This window comes from Microbacterium invictum (genome assembly GCF_034421375.1).
GTDB classification, from domain to species: Bacteria; Actinomycetota; Actinomycetes; order Actinomycetales; family Microbacteriaceae; genus Microbacterium; species Microbacterium invictum_A.
In genome coordinates this window covers 1,917,736-1,940,303 of the sequence record NZ_CP139779.1, presented here as the reverse complement: position 1 = coordinate 1,940,303, position 22,568 = coordinate 1,917,736, and the positions used below count along the sequence as shown (strand labels likewise).

The 22,568-nt window shown below is 69.5% G+C and carries 21 protein-coding genes; 11 read left to right on the top strand and 10 right to left on the bottom strand.

Annotated elements, in window-relative coordinates; translation table 11 throughout:
- Nucleotides 1-11 precede the first annotated feature (11 nt).
- Together T9R20_RS09385 and T9R20_RS09380 are read right to left on the bottom strand one after the other, a co-directional pair.
- Nucleotides 12-851 (bottom strand): carbohydrate kinase family protein, encoded by an 840-nt coding sequence (locus T9R20_RS09385; RefSeq protein ID WP_322409060.1) that lies wholly within the window; start codon nt 849-851, stop codon nt 12-14.
- On the bottom strand, nt 848-1,786 hold the full coding sequence (locus tag T9R20_RS09380; RefSeq protein WP_322409059.1) for a pseudouridine-5'-phosphate glycosidase: 939 nt from the start codon (nt 1,784-1,786) through the stop codon (nt 848-850). The genes T9R20_RS09385 and T9R20_RS09380 overlap by 4 nt, the downstream gene beginning before the upstream one ends.
- Nucleotides 1,787-1,894: 108 nt before the next feature.
- Between T9R20_RS09380 and T9R20_RS09375 the strand changes: the two genes are divergently transcribed.
- The 4 genes from T9R20_RS09375 to T9R20_RS09360 all read left to right on the top strand — a co-directional run bounded on the left by T9R20_RS09375 (nt 1,895) and on the right by T9R20_RS09360 (nt 6,643).
- Complete coding sequence (locus T9R20_RS09375; protein ID WP_322409058.1) at nt 1,895-2,842, top strand: hypothetical protein; 948 nt, start codon at nt 1,895-1,897, stop codon at nt 2,840-2,842.
- A gap of 116 nt (nt 2,843-2,958) precedes the next feature.
- A complete protein-coding gene (locus T9R20_RS09370; RefSeq protein WP_322409057.1) occupies nt 2,959-3,753 on the top strand; it encodes a DNA-formamidopyrimidine glycosylase family protein in 795 nt (264 codons plus the stop codon).
- A 44-nt stretch (nt 3,754-3,797) separates the two neighbouring features.
- Entirely contained in the window at nt 3,798-5,696 is a 1,899-nt protein-coding gene (locus T9R20_RS09365) for an alpha-amylase family protein (RefSeq protein WP_322409056.1), read from the top strand.
- A gap of 26 nt (nt 5,697-5,722) precedes the next feature.
- Entirely contained in the window at nt 5,723-6,643 is a 921-nt protein-coding gene (locus T9R20_RS09360; protein WP_322409055.1) for an AEC family transporter, read from the top strand.
- Nucleotides 6,644-6,661: 18 nt separating this feature from the next.
- Here the strand turns inward: T9R20_RS09360 and T9R20_RS09355 are convergent, their stop codons facing one another.
- The 3 genes from T9R20_RS09355 to T9R20_RS09345 form a co-directional block, all read right to left on the bottom strand.
- A complete protein-coding gene (locus tag T9R20_RS09355; RefSeq protein ID WP_322409054.1) occupies nt 6,662-7,360 on the bottom strand; it encodes a coenzyme F420-0:L-glutamate ligase in 699 nt (232 codons plus the stop codon).
- Between the two features lie 12 nt (nt 7,361-7,372).
- Entirely contained in the window at nt 7,373-8,734 is a 1,362-nt protein-coding gene (locus T9R20_RS09350; RefSeq protein WP_322409053.1) for an RNA polymerase sigma factor, read from the bottom strand.
- A gap of 237 nt (nt 8,735-8,971) precedes the next feature.
- Nucleotides 8,972-9,892: a PAC2 family protein gene (locus T9R20_RS09345; protein ID WP_322409052.1), complete on the bottom strand. Its 921-nt coding sequence runs from the start codon at nt 9,890-9,892 to the stop codon at nt 8,972-8,974.
- Between the two features lie 82 nt (nt 9,893-9,974).
- Here T9R20_RS09345 and T9R20_RS09340 point away from each other — a divergent pair, with 82 nt between their 5' ends.
- The 3 genes from T9R20_RS09340 (at nt 9,975) to sucB (ending at nt 14,726) form a co-directional block, all read left to right on the top strand.
- Complete coding sequence (locus tag T9R20_RS09340) at nt 9,975-11,447, top strand: leucyl aminopeptidase (protein WP_322409051.1); 1,473 nt, start codon at nt 9,975-9,977, stop codon at nt 11,445-11,447.
- Nucleotides 11,444-12,832, top strand: a complete 1,389-nt coding sequence (gene lpdA / locus T9R20_RS09335; RefSeq protein WP_322409050.1) for a dihydrolipoyl dehydrogenase — start codon at nt 11,444-11,446, stop codon at nt 12,830-12,832. The genes T9R20_RS09340 and lpdA overlap by 4 nt, the downstream gene beginning before the upstream one ends.
- 94 nt (nt 12,833-12,926) lie before the next feature.
- The gene (sucB, locus tag T9R20_RS09330; protein ID WP_322409049.1) at nt 12,927-14,726 is read left to right on the top strand and encodes a 2-oxoglutarate dehydrogenase, E2 component, dihydrolipoamide succinyltransferase; all 1,800 of its coding nucleotides are present in this window, start codon (nt 12,927-12,929) and stop codon (nt 14,724-14,726) included.
- 36 nt (nt 14,727-14,762) lie between these two features.
- On the opposite strand, the gene T9R20_RS09325 is transcribed toward sucB, so the two are convergent.
- The gene (locus T9R20_RS09325) at nt 14,763-16,088 is read right to left on the bottom strand and encodes a hypothetical protein (RefSeq protein ID WP_322409048.1); all 1,326 of its coding nucleotides are present in this window, start codon (nt 16,086-16,088) and stop codon (nt 14,763-14,765) included.
- 121 nt (nt 16,089-16,209) lie between these two features.
- On the opposite strand from T9R20_RS09325, the gene T9R20_RS09320 reads away from it, so the two are divergent.
- On the top strand, nt 16,210-16,920 hold the full coding sequence (locus T9R20_RS09320) for a DUF4191 domain-containing protein (RefSeq protein WP_322409047.1): 711 nt from the start codon (nt 16,210-16,212) through the stop codon (nt 16,918-16,920).
- A gap of 19 nt (nt 16,921-16,939) precedes the next feature.
- Here T9R20_RS09320 and T9R20_RS09315 read toward each other — a convergent pair whose 3' ends face one another.
- Entirely contained in the window at nt 16,940-17,332 is a 393-nt protein-coding gene (locus T9R20_RS09315; RefSeq protein WP_124293268.1) for an RDD family protein, read from the bottom strand.
- 136 nt (nt 17,333-17,468) lie between these two features.
- On the opposite strand from T9R20_RS09315, the gene glnA reads away from it, so the two are divergent.
- The 3 genes from glnA (at nt 17,469) to T9R20_RS09300 (ending at nt 20,648) form a co-directional block, all read left to right on the top strand.
- Complete coding sequence (gene glnA, locus T9R20_RS09310) at nt 17,469-18,893, top strand: type I glutamate--ammonia ligase (RefSeq protein WP_124293277.1); 1,425 nt, start codon at nt 17,469-17,471, stop codon at nt 18,891-18,893.
- A gap of 143 nt (nt 18,894-19,036) precedes the next feature.
- A complete protein-coding gene (locus T9R20_RS09305) occupies nt 19,037-19,270 on the top strand; it encodes a hypothetical protein (RefSeq protein ID WP_322409046.1) in 234 nt (77 codons plus the stop codon).
- A 31-nt stretch (nt 19,271-19,301) separates the two neighbouring features.
- The gene (locus T9R20_RS09300; protein WP_322409045.1) at nt 19,302-20,648 is read left to right on the top strand and encodes a hypothetical protein; all 1,347 of its coding nucleotides are present in this window, start codon (nt 19,302-19,304) and stop codon (nt 20,646-20,648) included.
- A 437-nt stretch (nt 20,649-21,085) separates the two neighbouring features.
- On the opposite strand, the gene T9R20_RS09295 is transcribed toward T9R20_RS09300, so the two are convergent.
- From T9R20_RS09295 to T9R20_RS09285, 3 genes are read right to left on the bottom strand one after another with little or no spacing between them, the layout of a single operon-like run.
- Nucleotides 21,086-21,631 (bottom strand): hypothetical protein, encoded by a 546-nt coding sequence (locus T9R20_RS09295; protein WP_322409044.1) that lies wholly within the window; start codon nt 21,629-21,631, stop codon nt 21,086-21,088.
- Nucleotides 21,628-22,302, bottom strand: coding sequence for a hypothetical protein (locus tag T9R20_RS09290; RefSeq protein WP_322409043.1), 675 nt, complete (start codon nt 22,300-22,302; stop codon nt 21,628-21,630). The genes T9R20_RS09295 and T9R20_RS09290 overlap by 4 nt, the downstream gene beginning before the upstream one ends.
- A gap of 24 nt (nt 22,303-22,326) precedes the next feature.
- A complete protein-coding gene (locus T9R20_RS09285; RefSeq protein WP_322409042.1) occupies nt 22,327-22,539 on the bottom strand; it encodes a three-helix bundle dimerization domain-containing protein in 213 nt (70 codons plus the stop codon).
- Between the last annotated feature and the right edge of the window lie 29 nt (nt 22,540-22,568).

The window sequence follows — 22,568 nt, the reverse complement described above, 5'->3', positions numbered from 1 at the left end:
GCGCCCGCGGGTTACAGCGCTCCCGGGCGCAGCAGTGCTTCGCGCGCGAAGGCGCACCCGGAGGCCGCGCATGCGGCGGGATCCTCGCTGCGCAGCGCGGCGACGATGTACCCGGCGGCGAAGGCGTCTCCGGCGCCGGTGCTGTCGAGCACCCCTTCGACACGGTCGACCGGAACCTCCGTCATGCCGTGGTCCTGGCGGAGCTGCACGGGCTCCGCACCGCGCTTGACGACGAACACCGTCCCGCCGGGCACGACGACCTCCGACTCATCGAGAAGAACCGCTTCCTCGACATTGGCGAAGACCACGGCGGGAGAGAGGCGCAGGAGCAGATCGCTGAGCACCTCGCCCCCCAGCGCCCGCATCGTCGCCACGCTCGACACGTCCAGGCTGAGCGGCACGTGCCGCTCTCGCGCCCACATCGCGGCGCTCAGCAGCGCCGCTCGAGAGAGCGCATCGGTAAAGCCGTAGAGCGGGAGGTGCAGCCAGTCGGTGCCTTCCAGCCATCCGGGATCGATCGGACCGAGTTCCGCCGCCGCCCCGCGATCGGTGAGCATCGTCCGCTCGGCGGATTCGTCGACGAGGATGACGATCGACCCCGTCCGTCCCGCTCGCTGCACGCGCACCTCGGCCCCCGAGCGCTCGAGCTCATGGACGAGCGCCTCGCCCTCGGCATCCGATCCGACCCTGCCGATGAAACGGACGGATGTCGCGGGCGCGGCCGCCGCCGCGACGTTGGCCGCGCTCCCGCCCCGGGTGTGGGTGATCGTCGCCGGGTTGTCGGTGCCGCGCTCGAGCGTCGAGGTGCCGAGGACGACCACGTCGGCGAGGAGGTCCCCGACGACCGTCAACATCCGTCGGCGCCGGCCAGCGCGGCGGCGATCTCGGCGCCGAGAGCGACATTGCCGCGATACACCTCGACGTTGACGTCGAGGCTCCGGCCCCCGGTCTCGCGCTGCATATAGTCCAGCAGGAACGGCGTGGTGTCGTGGCCTGTGACGCCGGCCGTCGTGGCGGCGTCCAGCGCGCGGGCCAGGACGGCGTCGTGCAGATCGGGCGGCAGCTGATGGTCGGCGTCGACGGGCCGGGCAACGAGGAGGGTCGAGACGATCCCCAGCGCGTCGCGGGCTCGCGCGATGTCGGCGATCTCGGCGGCGGAGTCGGCGGAGTACTCGATGTCGAGCCCCGAGTCGGCGATGTAGAACCCGGGGTAATCGGTGGTGCGATACCCCACGACCGTGAGATTCAAGGTCTCCATGCGTTCCAGGGTCAACGGGATGTCGAGGATCGACTTGACCCCGGCGCTCACGACGACGAGCGGGAGGCTCGCGAGGGTCGGCAGGTCGGCCGACTCGTCGAAAGTCTGCTGCGCGTCACGGTGGACACCGCCGAGACCACCGGTCGAGAACACGCGGATGCCTGCACTGCTTGCGAGGAATGCGGTTGCCGCGACGGTCGTCCCTCCGCTCAAGCCTTTGGCGGTGACGACGGGGAGGTCACGAAGACTCACCTTGACGACCCCGTCCTCGCTCGAGAGTCGTTCGATCTCGGTGGGGGAGAGGCCGACGGTCGGGCGCCCGTCGACGACACCGATGGTCGCGGGAACGACGCCGCGACGGCGCAGGTGGTCCTCGGCTTCCCGGGCGACCTCGAGATTGCGGGGTCGGGGGAGTCCATGGGTGAAGATCGTGGATTCGAGCGCGAGAACGGGGATGCCGCGGGCGACGGCGTCGCTCACCTCCGGCGCGACGACGACTCGACCGAGGGTGTGGTGGGGTGACGGCATCAGTTCTCCCGTTCGACAGCTCTGCCCAGTCAACCAGGCCGCGCCGGCATCTCTGAGACCTTTCTCATCTCGGCCCGCAGTGCCCTGAACCGACCCTAGCCTTGGCCCATGACGCGCCGACGCTTCGCCCTCGTCCTTCCTGCCTTCGCTCTCGCGGGGCTTCTCGCCGCACTTCCTGTGACCGGTGCGGTCGCGGCCCCACCGGCCTCTCGCGGTGGGGCGGTCGACCAGATCCCGCTTCCCGACGGGTTCCAGCCCGAGGGCATCGCGATCGACAATCGTGGAACCGCCTATTTCGGCTCGCTCGTCGACGGTGATATCTACGCAGCCGACGTGCGCACCGGCGAGGGCGTGGTCATCAGCGAGGGTCCCGGCATCCCCGCCGCGGGGCTCAAGGTCGACCTGCGCGGAAGACTGTTCATCTCCGGCGGACCCACGGGTGTCGCCCGCGTCATCGATGCATCGACCGGCGAAGAGCTTGCGCGGTACCAGCTCACGGCGCCCGGTGGGTTCATCAACGACGTCGTCCTGACACGAGATGGCGCGTGGTTCACCAACTCGTCGGCGGCGGAACTGTACTTCCTCCCGATCCCGCGATCGGGCGATCTGCCCGACCCTTCTGAGATCGTCACGCTGCCGCTCACGGGGGAGTGGGTGCAGCAGGAGGGCTTCAACGCCAACGGCATCGCGCTGACGCCGAATCGCCAGGCGCTGCTGGTCGTCCAGTCGGCCACGGGCACCCTCTTCCGCGTCGACCCCGAGTCGGGCGTCGCCACTGCGGTCGATCTGGGCGGATACTCGCTGGTGAACGGCGACGGCCTGCTGGTCGTCAACCGCACGCTCTACGTCGTGCAGAACAGGCTGAATCAGGTCGCCGAGTTCCGCCTCGATGTCCAGGGCAGGTCGGGCACGCTCGAGAACGTCATCACAAGCGACGCATTCCGCGTGCCGACGACGGTGGCCGCGTACCGGCAGGATCTCTATCTGCCGAACGCCCGGTTCGGGACCCCGCCGACGCCCACAACCGATTACGACGCGGTGCGGGTGGATCGCTGAGCCTTCCCGGGGGAGCGTGCTGTGAGCGTCGTTTCGAGCCCGTCACGCTCGAACTGACATAATGTGCATTATCGGTGATATCTTCGGTGTCCGCCGGTGGGCCTAGGGTTTGCGTGATGCCCGAGGGTGACAGCGTCTACCGATTGGCACGTCGCCTGCACGCCGCGTCGACCGGTCGGACGATCGTGGCGGGCGAACTGCGCTCCGGCAGCCAAGCCGGGACGAAACTCGACGGCCGACGCATCGTGTCGTACGACACCCACGGCAAGCACCTCTTCACACGATTCGACGACGGCTGGTCGCTGCACACCCATCTGAAGATGCAAGGCTCATGGTCGGTGACCCGGCGTCCGATCCCGCGCGCCGAGATGCATCGTGTGCGCTGCCGGTTCGCCCTGGATGACGGAGCGACGCTCTGGGGCATCGACGTGCCGGTCATGGAGCACGCGCCCACCGCCGAGGAACGCCTTGTTCGCGAGCGGCTCGGTCCCGACCCGCTTCGCGCGGACTGGGATGCCGCGGAGGCGACGCGACGCCTGTCACGGCGGCCCGACAGGCCGACCGTCGCCACCCTTCTCGATCAGGCGAACCTCGCCGGGCTCGGCAACCTGTGGGTGAACGAGCTCGCCTTCCTCCGCGGCATCCATCCTTTCGCGCCTATCGGCAGGACCGACATCGCCGCGCTCGTCGACCTCGCGGCCCGCTGTCTCCGCGTCTCAGCCACGGTCCCCGCGATGTACCAGGTGACCACCGGCAATCGCGCACGGGGGTCCACGCACTGGGTCGTGGGTCGGGCGGGTCGTCCGTGTCTGCGGTGCGGCACGAGGATCGAGGTCGCCGCCGAGGTCCCGGATGATCCCGGCCGCCGGCGCACCTGGTGGTGTCCGAGGTGTCAGGCCGACGCCACGTGAGCGATACGATGCGATCCACGTGATCCCCGTCGATGTGGAGCGCCATGACACGCCTCAGTCCTGATCCCTCGTTCGATCTCGAGGCCGCCCGGGCGGCTGCACGTGCCGTCCTCGGAGATGCCGATCCCGCTTTCGACGAACGTCTGACGGCGACGCTGCCCGAGCTTCACGGCCTGTTCGCGCAGCTCTACGGCGATCGCGACGACGGACGCGAGGCCCTCGCCGAGGTGATCGCGGCGGCCGCCGCGGGGTGGCGCGATCGACCGACGGAGCTGAAGCAGCTCGACGCCCAGCGCACGGCGCACCCGAACTGGTTCCTGTCGGAGCGGATGCTGGGAGGCGTCTGCTACGTCGACCGCTATGCCGGCACCCTCGCCGGGATCCGCGCGCAGATCCCGTACTTCCAGGAGCTGGGGCTGACGTACCTGCACCTCATGCCACTTTTCGACTCCCCCGAGGGCAACAACGACGGCGGCTATGCGGTCTCGAGCTATCGCAAGGTCGACCCGCCGCTCGGGACGATGGCCGATCTGGCCGCCCTGTCGGCCGACCTCCGCGCGGCGGGCATCTCGCTGGTGCTCGACTTCATCTTCAACCACACCAGCAATGAGCACGAGTGGGCCCGAAAGGCCGTCGCGGGCGACCCCGACTACGAGGACTTCTACCTCATCTTCCCCGACCGCACGATGCCGGACCGGTACGAGGAGACCGTGCGCGAGATCTTCCCCGACGACCACCCGGGCGCGTTCGTGCAGCTGCCCGACGGGCGTTGGATCTGGGCGACCTTCTACCACTTCCAGTGGGACCTCAACTATGCCAACCCCCGGGTGTTCCGGGCCATGGCGCAGGAGATGATGTTCCTCGCCAACCAGGGCGTCGAGGTGCTTCGCATGGACGCCGTCGCGTTCATCTGGAAGCGCCTGGGGACGCTCTGCGAGTCGCTTCCCGAGGCCCACCTGCTCCTGCGCGCGTTCAACCTGGTCCTGCGACTCGCGGCGCCCTCGGTGCTGTTCAAATCCGAGGCGATCGTCCACCCCGACGAGGTGATCACGTACATCTCCCCCGACGAGTGTCAGCTGTCGTACAACCCGCTGCAGATGGCGCTCGGCTGGGAAGCCCTCGCCACCCGCGATGCCCGGCTGCTGCAGAAGGCGCTCGAGGAGCGCCACGCGCTGCCGCCCGGGACGTCGTGGGTGAACTACGTCCGCAGCCACGACGACATCGGCTGGACCTTCGCCGACGAGGACGCGGCCGAGCTCGGCATCGACGGCTACCCGCATCGGCGGTTCCTCAACGACTTCTACGTCGGAAGGTTCGAGGGCACCTTCTCGCGCGGCGAGCCCTTCCAGGAGAACCCGAAGACCGGCGATGCCCGTGTCGCCGGCACGACGGCCTCTCTCGCAGGCATCGAGGCCGGGGACCCCGGCGGTGAGGACCGCGTCATCCTCGCCCACGCTCTGGCCCTTTCCAGCGGCGGGATCCCGCTCATCTACCTCGGCGACGAGGTCGGTCAGCTCAACGACTACGGCTACCGGGACGACCCGGCCCACGCCGATGACAGCCGCTGGGTGCACCGCCCGCGACGAGACGAGCGCGCCTACGCCTCCCGCCACGATCTGTCGACCGTCGCAGGACGCATCGCCACCCGGCTCCAGGCGCTCATCCACGCCCGGCAGCGCTCCCCCGAGTTCGCTGCGAGCAATCCGCTCGTGCCGTTCCGCACTCCCTTTCCGCAGGTCGTCGGCTTCCAGCGCGTGGACGTCGAATCGACGGTCCTCGTGCTCGGCAACGTCGGCGACTCCACCGTCCTGATCGAGCCGGACACCTTCTCGGGGTTCCGACCGGATGCCAGCGACATCGTCTCGCACTCCCCCGTCGTCCTGACGGGCGGGCTCATGCTCCCCGCGCACGGCGTCGTCTGGCTCCGGGTACGACCGGCGTGAGAGTTCGGCCGCACTAGCATCGAGGGATGCTCACGGCTCTCACCGGCTTCGTCGTGGTGGGTGTCGCGATCCTCATCGGCTACATCCTCGGGCGCATCAACCTGCTCGGCGAGCACGCGCGCCCGGTCCTGGCACGGCTGACCTTCTTCGTCCTGTCGCCGTTCCTGCTCTTCGTCGTCCTGGCCGAGGCCGACGTGCGAACGCTCTTCTCGTCGCTTCTGCCGGTGTCCGCGATCGCCGCCGTGGCGGTCATCGCGGTCTACGCCGTCATCGCCCGCCTGGTGTGGCGCCGGTCCGTCGCCGAGACGACGATCGGGAGCCTGAGCGCAGGCCAGGTGAACTCCAACAACATCGGCATCCCCCTCTCGCTCTACCTCCTGGGCGATGCGGCGTTCCCGGCGCCGGTCATCCTCCTGCAGCTCCTGGTCTTCACGCCGATCACGATGGCGATCCTCGATGCCGTGACATCCGGGCGTTCGTCGTTCGGGAAGACGGTCGGTCGCGTCGTCACCAATCCGATCGTCATCGGCTCCGCGCTCGGCGCGGCGGTCTCGATCAGCGGACTCGAGCTCCCGGAGGTCGTCATGGCTCCGGCCGCGCTCGTGGCGAACGCCTGCGTGCCGGTGCTGCTCATCAGCTACGGCCTGTCGCTGTACGGGCAGCGCGTCCTCGGAGCCCACGGGCGACGGCGCGACGTGATCCTCGCATCGACGCTGAAGCTGCTGGTCATGCCGGCGATCGCCTGGGTGGTCGCAACCGTGGTGTTCGCGCTCCCCTGCGCCGACGTGCTCGTCATCGTCGTGCTCGCCGCTCTTCCGACCGCGCAGAACGTGTTCAACTACGCCCAGCGCTTCGACGTCGGTGAGGCGATCGCGCGGGATACCGTATTCCTCACCACGATCGGATGCATCCCGGTGCTGCTGGCCGCGACCGCGATCCTCGGCTGAGGGCCGCTGTCCGCCGCGTCAGACTGCGCGGATGATACCGAGCGGGGTCGACTGGTGACCCTGGCCGAGCGGGTTGTCCTTCAGGATCGCCACGAGCTGCTTCTCGCGTGCCTTGTCGACGGTCGAGCCGAGGATGTTGCCACCCAGGTCGTTGATGTCGACCACCGCGACCTCGGGAACGCCTCCGAGAAGATCCTTCACGCGCTTCGCCACCTCGCGGGGGCGATCCGGCCCGAGCACCACGGCCTTGTTGTACGGCGGGATGGTGCCGCTGGTGGGCCCGTCGATCGCACGCGCCCTGTCGCCGGCGATCCGGTAGAAGTCGCCCTTCCGGCCGAACACCTTCGTCACCGCCGAGACGGCGGCGGCGAGCAGGATGCGAGGGGTGCCGCACTCGCGGAGGGCCATCTCCATCGTCTCGGGCATGCCCAGACCGATCCCGTGCGGGGTCCGGGTCACGTAGCGCGACAGGAACCGGGCGAGCCGTCGCGGCTGGATCTCGTCCAGCGGGTACGACCGACCCTGGGTGATCGCGACGATCTTCTCGGTCACGAACAGCAGATCATCGGGCCGGACCAGGCTCGCGGCGTACTCGCAGACGAACGCATCGAGGTCGTCCCCCGGCATCACGACGCGCGTACGGATCGGGATTCGGGCGAACGAAGCCCCGTCGACGGTGACCGTGAGGGCCTTGCCGTCGTTCGCTTCACCGGTCATGCGTCCGACCGCTCACTCAAGGTAGTCCCGCAGCGACTGCGAACGGCTCGGGTGGCGGAGCTTTGCCATCGTCTTCGACTCGATCTGACGGATGCGCTCGCGCGTCACCCCGAACGTGTCGCCGATCTGGTCGAGGGTCTTCGGCTGGCCGTCGCCGAGGCCGAAGCGCATGCGGATGACGCCCGCCTCGCGCTCGCTCAGCGAGTCCAGCAGCGACTCGAGCTGGCGCTGCAGCATGGTGAAGCCCACGGCGTCGGCCGGGACCACGGCCTCGGTGTCCTCGATCAGGTCGCCGAACTCGCTGTCGCCGTCCTCACCGAGCGGAGTGTGCAGCGAGATCGGCTCGCGGCCGTACTTCTGCACTTCGATGACCTTCTCGGGGGTCATGTCCAGCTCGCGGCTGAGCTCCTCGGGCGTGGGTTCGCGACCCAGGTCCTGGAGCATCTGCCGCTGCACGCGGGCGAGCTTGTTGATGACCTCGACCATGTGCACGGGGATACGGATCGTCCGGGCCTGGTCGGCCATGGCGCGCGTGATCGCCTGACGGATCCACCACGTCGCGTAGGTGGAGAACTTGAATCCCTTGGTGTAGTCGAACTTCTCGACCGCGCGGATGAGACCGAGGTTGCCCTCCTGGATCAGGTCGAGGAACTGCATCCCGCGGCCCGTGTAGCGCTTGGCCAGAGAGACCACGAGGCGCAGGTTGGCGCCGAGCAGGTGGCTCTTGGCGCGCTGACCGTCACGCGCGACCCATTGCAGGTCGAGACCCAGCTGCGACGCCTTCTCGGCCGCCGACATGTGGGACAGCTTCTCCTCGGCGAACAGACCCGCCTCGATCCGCATCGCCAGCTCGACCTCTTCGGCCGCATTCAGCAGCGGCACCTTGCCGATCTGCTTCAGGTAGTCCTTGACCGGGTCGGCGGTCGCGCCGGTGATCTGCGTCGAGTAGACGGGGATGTCGTCCTCGTCGTTGGAGATGACGATGGCGCCCGTGGGAAGCGGCTCGGCGAACACCGGCTTGGTGTTCTCCTCCTCGTCCTCTTCCGACTCCCCCTCGGTCGTGGCGGCGGCCGCCGCCTTCGGGGCCGGGGCGTCCGCCTCGGCGTCGGTCTCGTCGGTGTCATCGATGTCGTCGCCCGAGACCTCGTCATCGGCGTCAAGCTCGACGTCGTCCATCTCGTCGTCGACGTCGTCGGCGTCGGTCTTCTTGGCGCCCTTGGCCGGAGCCTTGGCGGCGGGCTTCTTGGCGGGAGCCTTCTTCGCAGCCGGCCGCTTCTTCGCGGGCGCCGCGGTGGCGGTCTCGACCTCCTCGACCGTGTCGGCGGTGTCGGTGTCCTTGGTGCTGCGGTTCGTCGTCTTCGTGCCTGCGGTCACGGTTCGCCTTTCACCGTCACGAACGCGGAGCGCCGCGGCGGTATCTTTCGGACACTAGTAAGACCCTTGTCAAGTCCCGTTCCCGTACGCAGGGCAGCGGACGGGGGACGACAATGGGTCAGAACGTCCATTGTCTCACATCTGTCCGGGCGGTCCGCATCCGTACACCCCACGAATCCCCGGACGCACCCTCAGGAGACAACGACGCGAGAGGGAGGGGAATTCCCTCGGACGCCGTCAGGGGCGCTTGTCCTCGTCGCTGTTCGGCCGGGACGCCAGGAATCGCTCCAGCTCCGCCGCGAGCTCGTCCGCGCTCGGGAGGTCGCCGGTGTGCAGGATGGGCGTCGCGTTCGTCGCGCCCGCCATGTAGGCGTCGTAGCGCTCTTCGAGTCCCTGGAGCATCCGCGACAGCTCGTCGCTGCCCGCGACCTGCTCCTCGACCTTCGTCAGGTATTCGCGGTTCTCTTCGCGCAGACCGTCGCCGTCGAACACGAGCCCGGTCGCGACCGCGATGCTGTCGAGGCCCGCGAGCGCGGCGGCGGGGTACTCGGTGTCGGCGAGGTAGTGCGGCACGAGCAGGACGAACCCCGACACGGCGGCTTCGCGGGCGGCGAAGCGGTACTCCAGCAGATGCGCGACGGTCGCCGGCACCTGGGTGTGAGGCTGCCACACCGAGTGCGCCTCGGTCAGCTCGCTGCGGGTGCCGCTGACCGTCGTGCCGATCGGGCGCGTGTGCGGCACCGGCATGGGGATCGCGTGAACCCACGTGACAGAGGCTACGGCGAAGGTGTCGGCGAGTTCGAGCACGGCATCCGACACCGCTTCCCACGCGAAATCGGGCTCGTAGCCGGCGAGGACGAGGAAGGGCGTGCCCAGGGCGTCGTGTGCGAGCGAGAGCTCCAGCCGCGGCGGACGGTAGTCGGTGAGGTGATCGGCCTCGAAGGTCACGATCGGCCGGCGCGCACGGTAGTCGAGCAGCACGTCGTTGGAGAAGACGGCCAGCGGGATGGGGTCCAGATCGTCGCGGATGTACTCGATCAGGCGAGCCACCGCTCCCCCGGCGTCGGTGAAGCCGGTGAGGGCGATCACAAGCGGAAGGCCCGCCGGCACAGTCGGGGCGGAGACCGAGCGCTCGTAGAGAGGACCGGCGTAAGGCATGGCTCCATGCTACGAGTCGGAGCGACACCGCGAGCCGGGCCCCTGCCGCTGACAGCGAACACCGCTCCTTAGGATGGAACCCATGTCGTTCCCCGACCTCGAATACCGTTCCGCCCCCCTCTCCGAGATCGACGCAGACGCCGTCGTCATCGCGCTGCCCCCGGTCGAGGGCGATGCCGCCCCATCGTTGGCGGACTTCCCGGGCCTGCAAGACGCACTCCTGGCGACCGGGTTCAGCGGTTCGCCCGGCTCGTTCCAACGGGTCTACGCACCCGATGTGACCCCGCGACCGCTCGCCGTCGTGGGTACGGGAGCCGCCCCGGATTCGGCAGCGGTGCGTGACGCCGTCGGCGCGGCCCTGCGCAGTCTGACCGGATTCGACACCGTCGTCGTCGCCGTGCCCTTCGCCGCCGAGCACCTCCTCGCCGCCGCGGAGGGCGCCGTCCTCGGCGGCTACCGTTTCGACGGGTACAAGGCGGACGGACCCAAGCGCCGCGCGAATCGCGTGATCCTGCGCGGGACGGATGACCTCGACCCGGCTTCGCTCGCTGCGGTCACCGCCACAGCGTCGGCCGTCGCCCTCGTCAAGGATCTCGTCTCGATCCCGGCGGAGTGGTTGGGTCCCGCCGATCTCGCCGCCCGCGCGGGCGAGGAGGTTGCGGACCTTCCCGTCGAGGTGACGGTATGGGACGAGACCGCGCTGCGCGAGGGCGGGTTCGGCGGCATCCTGGGTGTGGGTCAGGGGTCGGACCGCCCGCCCCGACTCGTGCGCCTGGACTACTCGCCCTCCGGTGCGACGCGCCATGTCGCGCTCGTCGGCAAGGGCATCACCTTCGACACCGGGGGGCTCTCGCTGAAGCCGGCGGCATCGATGGTGGGGATGAAGTACGACATGTGCGGCGCCGCGACCGTCCTGGCGGTCGTCCGCGCGGCCGCGGCCCAGCAGCTGCCGGTGCGCGTCACCGGCTGGCTCGCGGTCGCCGACAACATGCCCTCCGGCCGCGCCACCCGCCCCGGTGACGTCGTGCGCATCGCCGACGGCACGACCGTGGAGGTTCTCAACACCGATGCCGAGGGGCGTCTCGTCCTCGCGGACGGCCTGGTGGCGGCCAGCCGTGAGAACCCCGACCTGCTGATCGACGTGGCGACCCTCACCGGCGCCATCACCATCGCCCTGGGAACCCGTCACACGGGCGTCATGGGCGACGACGAGGCCGTCGCGCGGTACCTCGCGGCTGCCGGAGACGTCGCAGAGCTCGCCTGGCAGCTCCCCCTCCCCGCGCACATGGTCGACGAGCTCGACTCGCCGATCGCCGATCTCCAGAACGCCAAGATCGGTGACCCTGCGGGCGGGTCGCTCTTCGCCGGCCTGTTCCTCCGCCACTTCGTCGGCCGCACCGCGTCCGACAGCGAGCAGCGCATCCCGTGGATCCACCTCGACATCGCCGGGGTGGGCATGAATAAGGGCGGCGGATTCGGATTCACCGACAAGGGCCCGACCGGGGCGACCGTCCGCAGTCTTCTGCGTCTGCTGCAGACCGAGGCCACCCGATGAGCGCCGAGGCGACGTCGGAGACCACGGCGGATATCGTCGTCCTCGGCGGCGGGAGCGGCGGCTATGCGGCCGCGCTCCGCGCCGCCGAGCTCGGCAAGTCCGTGATCGTCGTGGAGAAGGACAAGGTGGGCGGCACCTGCCTGCACCGCGGGTGCATCCCGACCAAGGCCCTCATCCGCGCCGGCGAGGTCGCCGACGTCGTTCGCGGTGCGGCGGAGATCGGGGTCGACGCGGAGTTGCGCGGCATCGACCCGGCCCGGGTGCGCGCCTACCGCGAAGGCATCGTCGAGAAGAAGTACCGGGGACTCCAGAGCCTGCTGAAGGCACGCGGCATCCGCGTGGTCGACGGCGAGGGGCGCCTCGAGGCCGGTCCCGCGGTGCGGGTGGGCGACACCGTCTACCGCGGTACCGATGTGGTCCTGGCCACCGGGTCGTACAGCCGCACGCTGCCGGGGTTGGAGATCGGCGGCCGCATCCTCACCAGCGACCAGGCCCTGCAGCTGGAGGAGATCCCCGAGCGGGTGATCATTCTCGGCGGAGGCGTGATCGGCGTCGAGTTCGCCAGCGTCTGGCGCTCCTTCGGCGTCGAGGTGACCATCGTCGAGGGGCTGGACCACCTGGTGCCCGCCGAGGATGCCGCGATGAGCAAGGCGCTCGAGCGCGCCTTCCGCCGCCGCGGGATCGGCTTCTCGCTCGGCGTCCGGTTCGCCACCGCCACCCAGACCGCCGACGGTGTGACCGTCTCGCTCGAGGATGGGACGCAGTTCTCGGCGGACTACCTGCTGGTCGCCGTCGGACGCGGCCCCGTCACGGCGGATCTGGGTCTGGAAGAGGCCGGGGTCGCCCTCGATCGCGGATTCGTCGTCACCGACGAGCGCCTCCAGACCAGCGCCCCCCATGTCTTCGCCGTCGGCGACATCGTGCCGGGACTCCAGCTGGCGCACCGCAGCTTCCAGCAGGGCATCTTCGTCGCCGAGACGATCGCCGGGCAGAGCCCCGTGGTCGTGCCCGAGCAGCTCATCCCCCGGGTCGCGTACTCGCACCCCGAAGTGGCTTCGGTCGGGGTGACCGAGGCGCGGGCGGTCGACGTGCACGGTGCGGACGCGGTGCAGTCCGTCGAGTACAACCTCGCCGGCAACGCCAAGAGCGAGATCATCGGCACCGGGGGCCTGGTGAAGGTCGTCCGTCTCAAGGACGGACCGGTCATCGGCGTCCATCTCATCGGCGACCGCGTGGGAGAGCTCATCACCGAGGGCCAGCTGGCCGTTGCGTGGGAAGCCCACCCCGAAGACATCGCTCCCTTCGTGCATGCCCACCCCACGCAGAGCGAAGCGCTCGGCGAGGCCTTTCTCGCCCTGGCCGGCAAGCCGCTGCACGCGCTGTGACCATTGCACGTCGCGCCGCCGCGGACCTGACGCGGTCCTGCGGGCGCATCACTAAGCTAGACAAGACATCGGCAACCCCGAAGGAGACAAGCCCATGAGCACATCCGTGGTCCTCCCCGCGCTCGGCGAGAGCGTCACAGAGGGAACGGTCACCCGCTGGCTCAAGAAGGTCGGTGACACCGTGCAGGCCGACGAGGGGCTCCTCGAGATCTCCACGGACAAGGTCGACACCGAGATCCCCTCCCCCATCAGCGGTGTGATCGAGGAGATCCTGGTCGACGAGGACGAGACCGTCGAGGTCGGCGCCGTCCTCGCCAAGATCGGCGACGGTTCCGGCGGCGGCGATGAGCCGGCTCCGGAAGACGCCCAGGAGGAACCCGCTCCTGCGGAGCCTGCGCAGGCCGAGGAGCCGGCGGCACAGGCGGAGCCCGCCGATGGCCCCGCCGACGACGGCCCGGCCGCGCCCGCTCAGGCCGCTCCCGCCGATGCGACCGCCGGAGCCGGCACCGAGGTCGTCCTTCCCGAGCTCGGTGAGAGCGTCACCGAGGGCACGGTCACCCGCTGGCTGAAGCAGGTCGGCGACAACGTCGAGGTCGACGAGCCGCTGCTGGAAATCTCCACCGACAAGGTCGACACCGAGATCCCCTCCCCCGTCAAGGGCGTGCTGCAGGAGATCCTCGTCCAAGAGGACGAGACGATCGCCGTCGGCTCGGCTCTCGCCCGCATCGGCGACGGTGCCGCGCCCGCGCCCGCTCAGGAGGCCCCGGCGGCGGAGGAGAAGCCTGCCGAGTCCGCGCCCGCCGCGGAGGAGAAGCCCGCCGAGCCTGCGCCCGCGCAGAAGCCGGCCGAGGTCGCTCCCGTTCCCGAGAAGGTCGTCGCGCACGCGCCGGTCTCGACCGGTGTCGCCACCGAGCAGGAGCCGTCGCCCTCGAGTGCGCCGTCGTCAGCCCCTGCGGCTGCGTCCTCCAACGACGACGAGGTGGCCTACGTCACTCCGCTCGTGCGCCGCCTCGCTCAGCAGCAGGGCGTCGATCTGGCATCCGTGAAGGGCACCGGTGTCGGCGGTCGCATCCGCAAGGAGGATGTCCTCAAGGCGGCCGAAGACGCCAAGGCGCCGGCTGCGACCGCCGCCCCGTCGGCCCCCGCTGCTCCCGCCCGCACCCCGCTGGAGGTCTCGCCGCTGCGCGGGACGACCCAGCCGATGTCGCGTCTGCGCAAGGTTCTCGCCGAGCGCGCAGTGGCATCGATGCAGGCGACGGCACAGCTCACCACCGTCGTCGAGGTGGATGTCACCAAGCTCTCCGGCTTCCGCGACCGCGTGAAGGGCGAGTTCCAGTCCAAGACGGGCGACAAGCTGTCCTTCCTGCCGTTCTTCGCCCTCGCCGCGGCGGAGGCGCTGCAGGCGTTCCCGGTCATCAACAGCACGGTCGACGGTACGAACATCGTGTACCCGCCGACCGAGAACCTCTCGATCGCCGTGGACACGGAGCGCGGTCTGCTCACTCCCGTCCTGCGTGACGCGGCGACGAAGAATCTGGCGCAGATCGCCCACGAGATCGCCGACCTCGCCGCGCGCACGCGCGACAACAAGCTGAAGCCCGACGAGCTCGCTGGCGGCACGTTCACGCTCACGAACACCGGTTCGCGGGGTGCGCTGTTCGATACGCCGGTCGTGTTCCTGCCGCAATCGGCGATCCTCGGCACGGGCATCGTGGTCAAGCGCCCGGGCGTCGTGTCGGTCGACGGTCGTGACGCGATCTCGGTCCGGTCCTACGTCTACCTCGCCCTGTCCTACGACCACCGTGTCATCGACGGAGCCGACGCCGCGCGCTTCCTCGGCGCCGTGAAGGCCCGTCTCGAAGAGGCGGACTTCGAGGGCGACCTCGGCATGTGATCCGCGCATCTGAACAACGCGGGGGCGACATCGTGATCACGGTGTCGCCCCCGCGTCGTGGATGTCACGGATGAGCCACCGCTCGCCGATCTTCACGATGATCACCAGCTGAGACGCGGCTTCCGCCGTGGCGTGCCCGTCGACCCGCAGCACGGCGGCGCCCCCGAGATCGTCGAGGAACGTCACGGTCCGCGCGCTGCTCGGGAGGTCGGATGGCCCGGGCGGCAGCGCGCGCACCGGATCAGCCATGACCGATTCCAGGCACTGCGGGTCGCTCCCGCAGGCTGCCCGAGAGGTCAGGAGTCCGTCGGTCAGGGCCACCAGATCCGTGGCGGCCGCCGCAGCCGCCGGAGCGGTGGAGGCGGCATCGGAGGGCTGCGGCAGGGGCGCCGAGGGGGCGGTCTGCGACACCGTGGCGACGGGCTCGGCCGCGGACGGCGGCTCCGTGTCGCTCGGCCAGGAGAGCCCGATGGCGAGCACCACCGCGGACGCGCCGGCCGCGATGACGAGTCCGCGGCGGCGGGATCGAGGCCCTCGCTCTCGGGCAGCCCGCCATACCCCCGTGGTCGCTTTCGAGACCGCATCGCCCAGTTCACGGTCCATCAGCGTAGAGATGCGCCTGAGCAGCCCCTGTCCCGGGGCTTCGCCGGCGGCGGCACGAGCGGCGGCGCGCGTCCCCATCCTGGTTGCCACCGGACGGGCCGAGACCCCGGGATCAGCGTCCCGCATCGCCGGCGACCCCCTCGTCGCCCTGATGCGTAGTGGCTGCGGCTGAGCCAACGCGAACATCCGCTCCTCCAAGCTCCCCGCATCGCGATCCGAGAGACGCTCCCGTCCCAGCGCGGCGAGCACGTCGCCGAAAACCTCGCCCCAGGACGGGAAGCGGGCCGCGAGCAGTCGCAGGATCTCTGCGGACTCAGAGACCCCGGTGGAGCGAAGTGCCAGCACGGGGCGACCATCGTCGGTGAGCCACCAGCTCCCCTCCGCCGAGCCGGAAACGGTCTCGGCGTCGAGATGGCCACGCAGCACACTGACCGCGACGGTCAGGGCCTCCCCCGCCGACAGAGGATCGCGGTCGTCGACACGCCGCCGCACGACGTCGATGAGCCGTTCCGCGCAGAGGGGGAACAGTGCGGCATGACCCGACGGTGTGCGGACGATGTCGCGCGGTGCGAGAAGGTGCTCCGAATCCGCGATGCGCCATCCTGCCCAGCCCTCGCCGAGCTCGTTGACGTCCACCAGAAGGCAGGCGTCACCGCTGGGGTCGCGGACCACCTCTCCGGTCCACGGCGCCGAGGTGTCATCCACCCGCCGCACCGGTCGGAGGGACCGCAGCAGGGCATGCGCCGAATCGATCGCCATCGCCCCAGACTCCCCCGCACCGCGTTTCCCTTCTCTCACCGACCGTCGAACTGTGGAGAACAGGCTCTCTCCCCGCCTTGTGCAGGAGAGGTCGCGGGGACCGGAAAGGTAGTCTGGAATCATGGCCGCACGCAGTACCGCTCCCGAGAAGCGTCCCGGGTTCTTCTCTCAGATCCGCACCCTGTACACCTTCACCGCTCAGGCCTACCGCTGGCTCCCCTGGGCGCTCGTCGGCATTCTGATCGGCGGAACGCTGCTCGGTGTCGCGATCGGCGCGCTCATCCCTCCGGGAGCGATCTGGAGCATCATCCTCTGGGGTGTCACGGGGTTCATGTTCGGCATCCTCGCGGCGCTGATGTCGATGACGCGACTATCGACGAAGGCGATGTACCGCAAGATCGACGGCATGCCCGGCGCCACCGGCTACGTGCTCTCCAGCGCGCTGGGCCGGCGTTGGCGTGCGTCCGAGATGCCGGTGGGCATCAACCCCAAGACCCAGGAGGCGGTCTACCGCGCGATCGGCCGCGGGGGCATCGTCATCGTCGGTGAAGGGGCGCGCGGCCGCCTCACCCGACTCGTCAACGAAGAGCGCGGCAAGGCGCAGCGCGTGGCATCCGGTGTTCCGGTCACCGTGCTCTATGTCGGCCACGGCGCGGACGAGGTGCCGATCGGCAAGCTCGCGCCGGCCATCAAGTCCCTCCCGAAGAAGATCGACCGCGCCACCATGGCGGCCGTCATCAAGCGGATGGACTCCGTGTCGCAGTCGGTCGCGTCGCTCCCGATCCCGAAGGGCATCGACCCGCAGCGCGTGCGCGCCCCGCGTCCCCGCTGAGCCAGGGCATCCGCCGACGTCAGTCGCGGATGAGGACGGTGCCCGCCGCCTTGTCGTGGAGGCCCCGCTGGTCGGCATCCCAGATCACGGCGGGGATGACGAGGATGAGCAGGATGGTGCGCAGCACCGGCCGCCAGAGGCCGACCCACCCGCCGTCGAGGCGCACCAGTCGCATCCCGAAGATGCGGTGCCCGGGGCTCCCCTGAAGGGTCGGAAGGAAGACGATCTGGATCGCGCCGAAGATCAGCAGAATCGCCAGGGCGTCCCAGCCGAAGAAGCCCGAGATCAGGTATGCGGCGCCGTAGTCGATGAACAGCGCGCCCACCCGGCGGCCGAGGCGACCGATCGATCCGGCGCCCTCGCGGGGGCGCCCCAGCCGCTCTCCGGGATAGTCCTGTGCGCTGGCGACCACGATTCCACCCTACCCGCGCCGGGCGCGTAACATGCCGGAAACAAAGGTGTCACGGTCGGGCAATCCCCTGCCGATACCGTGCCACCAGGCCCGCTCGACGGGCGGCAGTTCCCGATGCCCTACCTCTGGAGTCTCCATGTTCAGTGATTCATCCGAGGTGCTGCGGTTCATCAAGGACGAGGACGTCAAGTTCCTCGACATCCGTTTCACGGACCTCCCTGGTGTGCAGCAGCACTTCAACATCCCGGCCGCCACCGTCGACGAGGAGTTCTTCACCGTCGGGCAGCTGTTCGACGGCTCCTCGATCCGTGGGTTCGCGAACATCCACGAGTCCGACATGCAGCTCATCCCCGACGTGTCGACGGCGTACCTCGACCCGTTCCGCGAGGCGAAGACGCTCGTGATGGTCTTCGACATCTACAACCCGCGCAACGGTGAGATCTACGCCAAGGACCCGCGTCAGGTCGCCAAGAAGGCCGAGAAGTACCTCGCCTCCACGGGCATCGCCGACACCGCGTTCTTCGCTCCCGAGGCCGAGTTCTACATCTTCGACGACGTCCGCTACGAGGTGAAGCAGAACTCCAGCTTCTACTCGGTGGACTCCGAAGAGGGCGCCTGGAACACCGGCCGGGTCGAAGAGGGCGGCAACCTGGCCAACAAGACCCCGTACAAGGGCGGCTACTTCCCCGTCTCCCCCGTGGACAAGACCGCCGATCTGCGCGACGACATCAGCCTCAAGCTCATCGAGTCGGGCCTGCAGCTCGAGCGGGCGCACCACGAGGTGGGCACCGGCGGCCAGCAGGAGATCAACTACCGCTTCGACACGATGGTGCACGCGGCGGATGACATCCTGAAGTTCAAGTACATCGTCAAGAACACCGCCGAGCAGTGGGGCAAGGTCGCGACCTTCATGCCCAAGCCCCTCTTCGGCGACAACGGCTCGGGCATGCACACCCACCAGTCGCTGTGGAACGACGGCAAGCCGCTCTTCTACGACGAGAAGGGCTACGGCGGGCTGTCCGACATCGCCCGCTGGTACATCGGCGGCATCCTCGCGCACGCCCCGGCGGTCCTCGCGTTCACCAACCCCACGCTGAACAGCTACCACCGTCTGGTGAAGGGCTTCGAGGCGCCGGTGAACCTGGTCTACTCGGCGGGCAACCGCTCGGCGGCCATCCGCATCCCGATCACGGGCTCCAACCCCAAGGCCAAGCGCATCGAGTTCCGCGCGCCGGATGCCTCAGGTAACCCCTACCTGGCCTTTGCCGCCCAGCTGATGGCCGGGATCGACGGCATCAAGAACCGCATCGAGCCCCACGAGCCGGTCGACAAGGACCTCTACGAGCTCCCGCCCGAGGAGGCCAAGGGCATCCCCCAGGTGCCGAACTCGCTGCAGGACTCGCTCGACGCCCTCGCGGCCGACCACCAGTTCCTCCTCGAGGGCGGCGTGTTCACGCCCGAGCTCATCGAGACCTGGATCGAGTACAAGATCGAGAACGAGATCCGGCCGATGGCGCAACGCCCGCACCCGTTCGAGTTCGAGCTGTACTTCGGGGTCTGACACCCGGAGCGACTTCACTCCCCCGAGCCCCGCAGACGGCGGGCGCTCGGGGGAGTTCGTCATCGCGGCGTATCACCCGGCCCGCTCCAGGGCTCTCCCTCGTGTGCGCACGAGTGCACGCTCACGCAGGGAAAGGCGACATCATGACGATCAACGACGACGCACAGAGCACCGGCGAGAAGGCATCGGGCCCCTTCGTGATGCTGGTCAACGCCGACGGCACCCCCTTCACTGGCTACGCCGAGGACGGCGGCGGGATCGGCGGGCACCTGCTCGGTCAGGTCTGTCACAACCACGTCCTCACGGAGGTCTACGCCGACTTCGACGGCGAGGGGCACCTGGCCGGCATGCACACGCACGACGTGGGCAGCTGCTGAGCCACTGCCCCGGCACCGCTACGGTGTAACGGTGCGGGAGATCGTCCGGATGGGGCTGCGGCTCCTCGCTGCCCACTGGCCCGCGCTCCTGGCGTGGTACCTCGCGGGTTCGCTCGGGCGATACCTGTCGATCCAGCTGGCGGGCTACGTGGGCGGGTACACGGCGCTCGGCGGCATCCTGCTCCTCCCGCTGGCGATCCTCGCCAAGCTCGTCAGCGTCGTGGCGATGTTCCTCGTTCTCAGAGACGGGATGCTGCGATTGAGCGCGATCGCGCCGAACCCGGTGGACCGTGGGGAGCGCCTGCGCTCGTTCCGCGACGCGCTGCTGTCGGCTGTGCTGCCGTTCATCGCGGTGTACGCCATCCTGGGCTTCCTCATCGATGACGTCGCCGCATATCTTCAGGTCGCCCTCGCAGTCCAGACGGATCGACAGTGGGCGGCAATCCTCGAGGAGACCACGCTCGACACCTCGGGTGCGGTGGACAGCCTGACGTGGGAGCCCTGGACGATCATCGTCGTGGCCCTGGCCTTCGGCGGACGCTGGGCATGGAAGCGCTGGCAGCAGGCGCTTCCCCGCTGGACCGCGCTCGGAGCGACGTACCTCGAGGCGCTCTGGATCTTCCTGGCCGCCTACTTCCTCGGTGAGGCCTTCGGGCAGGTCACCGCGTGGATCGACACCCGCCAGGCGATGGTCTGGCTCGCCGATCTGCGGCGGGCGGTCGGTGAGCTGTTCGCACCGCTCGGGTGGACCTGGGACGCCGTGGAGTGGCTGCTCGGCCAGGCAGGTGCGGTCCTCTTCGTGCCCCTGGCCTGGTTGACGATCGCCGGCGTCATCTACGGTCGCACCGTCTCGCCGCAGGGGGTGCAGCTGCGCGGTGCGCTGGTCGACCGCGCCCGGAGCCGCTACGGCTCGCTCCCCCAGCGGCTTCGCCGCCGCCTGGTCGATCTCGGCTCGGAGGTCGGTGGCCGATTCCGTCCGATCTGGCAGGCGATCCTCCTCATGTGGCGCGGAGGACCGATTCTCGTCGGCGGGTACGTGCTGATCTACACCGTCATCCTCTTCGTCGGCGAGGGGCTCCGTGTGCTCCTCACCCGACTGGTCGGGCCCCATGACCTCTTCGGCTTCTGGGTCATCGCCGCCACGCCCGTCTTCCTCATCGTCCCGCTCGTCGTCGAGCCGCTGCGCACCGTCCTCATCGCCGCGACGTATGACGCGACGGTGGGTGCGCTCATCGGGGCGCCGGTGGTGTCGTCAGGGGACGACCTCGAGTCGGAGGAAGCCCGGCAGCTCGTCCGGGACGGTGAGCTCGACGCCGAACGGACCGCGAGCGTCGTCGGGGACGAGAAAGGGCACCCCGAGGGTGAACGAAGCCCCTGAACCCGTCTCGCAGTAACTCGGCTGCTCATAGCGCCGATCCACCTCGGTCATCGCGGCACCCCACTCGCGGCCCGCGCCGCCGAGCTCGCGAAGGACCGGGGTGGTGCACCCGGGGGTCTCGTCGGCCGGATCCACGGGGATTTCGACGACGAGTACGCGGGTCCCGGCCGGTGCGTCGGCGGCGAACGTGCCGGTCTCGTCGACCGCGGTGGCCGGACCCCACGACGCGCCCGCCCAGTCGACGCTCTCGCCTTGGGCGGCCGTGGTGGGGAACACGGGGTCGGCCTGACTCCAGCGCCACCACTCGACGCCCGTCGGGACGAGGACTCCCACCGGCAGCAGGATCGCGATCGCACCCAGGGCGAGGGCGTTGCGTCGCCACCATCCCTGCCTCGATGGGGTCGGCGTCGGCGGCGCCTGCGTGGATTGGTCGGGTGTCATCGCTCCGTCCACCCGGTCTCGAGGAGTTCGACCTCGTCTTCGGCGTCGAGCGTACCGAGGTCGAGGTCGAGGGTCACGAGGCTGTCGAGACGGGGATCGTCACTGATGCCCAGCTCGAGAGTCGCGGTGTCGCGCGCGACGTCGCCCGGAAGCTCGAAGGCGAGGCTTCCCTCCCGCGGGATGCCCGGGGTGAGACCGCCGCGGAGAAGAGATGCGGGTCGCTCGCTGGCGCGGTAGGCCACGCCCTCGATCACGAGCTCGGCGTGCGCCAGGATCGTGCCGGTCTCGTCCTGGGTCGCCTCGGCCCGGAGATCGACGACCAGCCAGGTGCCTTCGGCCGACCAGCCGCCGGCGACGGCTCGTGAGGCCAGTCGCACGTCCGTGACGGTCACGACGAATCCGCGCGCGGACGTCGCCTCGTCGATCGCTGCCGCCAGAGGGAAGGGCGCCTCGGCGTCATCCTGAGAGGGAGTGATCTGGAGAACTCCCCAGGCCGACACGACGAGCGCGACGCCGATCGTCCACGCCAGCCACCGCCTCATCCCTCATCCCCCTCGGCGTCTGATCCTGCGCCGACGTCTGTGACCTCGAGGGTCATCGTCGCGGCCGTGACGGGCGACTCCCAGTACTCGCCGGCGACGACGAGTGCGCCCTCGCGAAGGCTGAGATCCCGGAGCACGATCTCGATCTCATCGCCCTCCGCGAGGGCGTTCCGATCTACCGCCCACGTCACCACCAGCTCAGCCGGAACGCGCGGCTGCAGGTACGGCGCGAACGTGGTGTCGTCGAACCGGGCGATCGCTGCAGGAGGGGCGTCCGCCAGCTCCGCGACGCGCATCCCCGCACTCAGCCCGCCGGAGCTCTCGGACGGAAGGGCGCGGTCCCAGACGTTCTCGGCCGTCAGGACGACCGCAAGCACTCGCTGACCGGGTTCGACGGTGATCCCCGCCTCCGGCAGTTCGTCGATCAGGACGGCCCGTTCCACCGTGAGGGCGAACTGCTCGTTGACGTGGGTCTCACCCGGTTCGAGTTCGGGAAGCGGGGGCACGGCGGCCTGCGCGAGGCCTCCGAATGCCGCGGTGCCGGCGAGGAAGACAGCCGTGAGGATGCCGGCGAACCAGCCGGTCGGGATGCGATCCCAGGTGCGGGCGATCCATGCACTCCGGGAGGGGGGCGGCGCGTCGGGGGCGGGTGCCGCGGGTGGGACCGTCACGCCGACACCCTATCCCGGGAGACATCATCCCGATGACAGCGTCTGATCGAGGGCGGCGCGTGCTTCGCGTTCGACCAGAACGGGAACGAAGTCGCGCACCTTGGCGCCGTCGAAATGGTGTCGAGCGACATCGAGAGCCTGCTCGATATCGTCGGGGGATGCCTGCGGGTAGCGCTCGCGCAGGCGGTCGGCGATCTCGGTGAAGACGACATCCTCGTCGGGGATCTCACGAGTCATGTCAGAAGGATGCGCCTGAATCGGTCGGC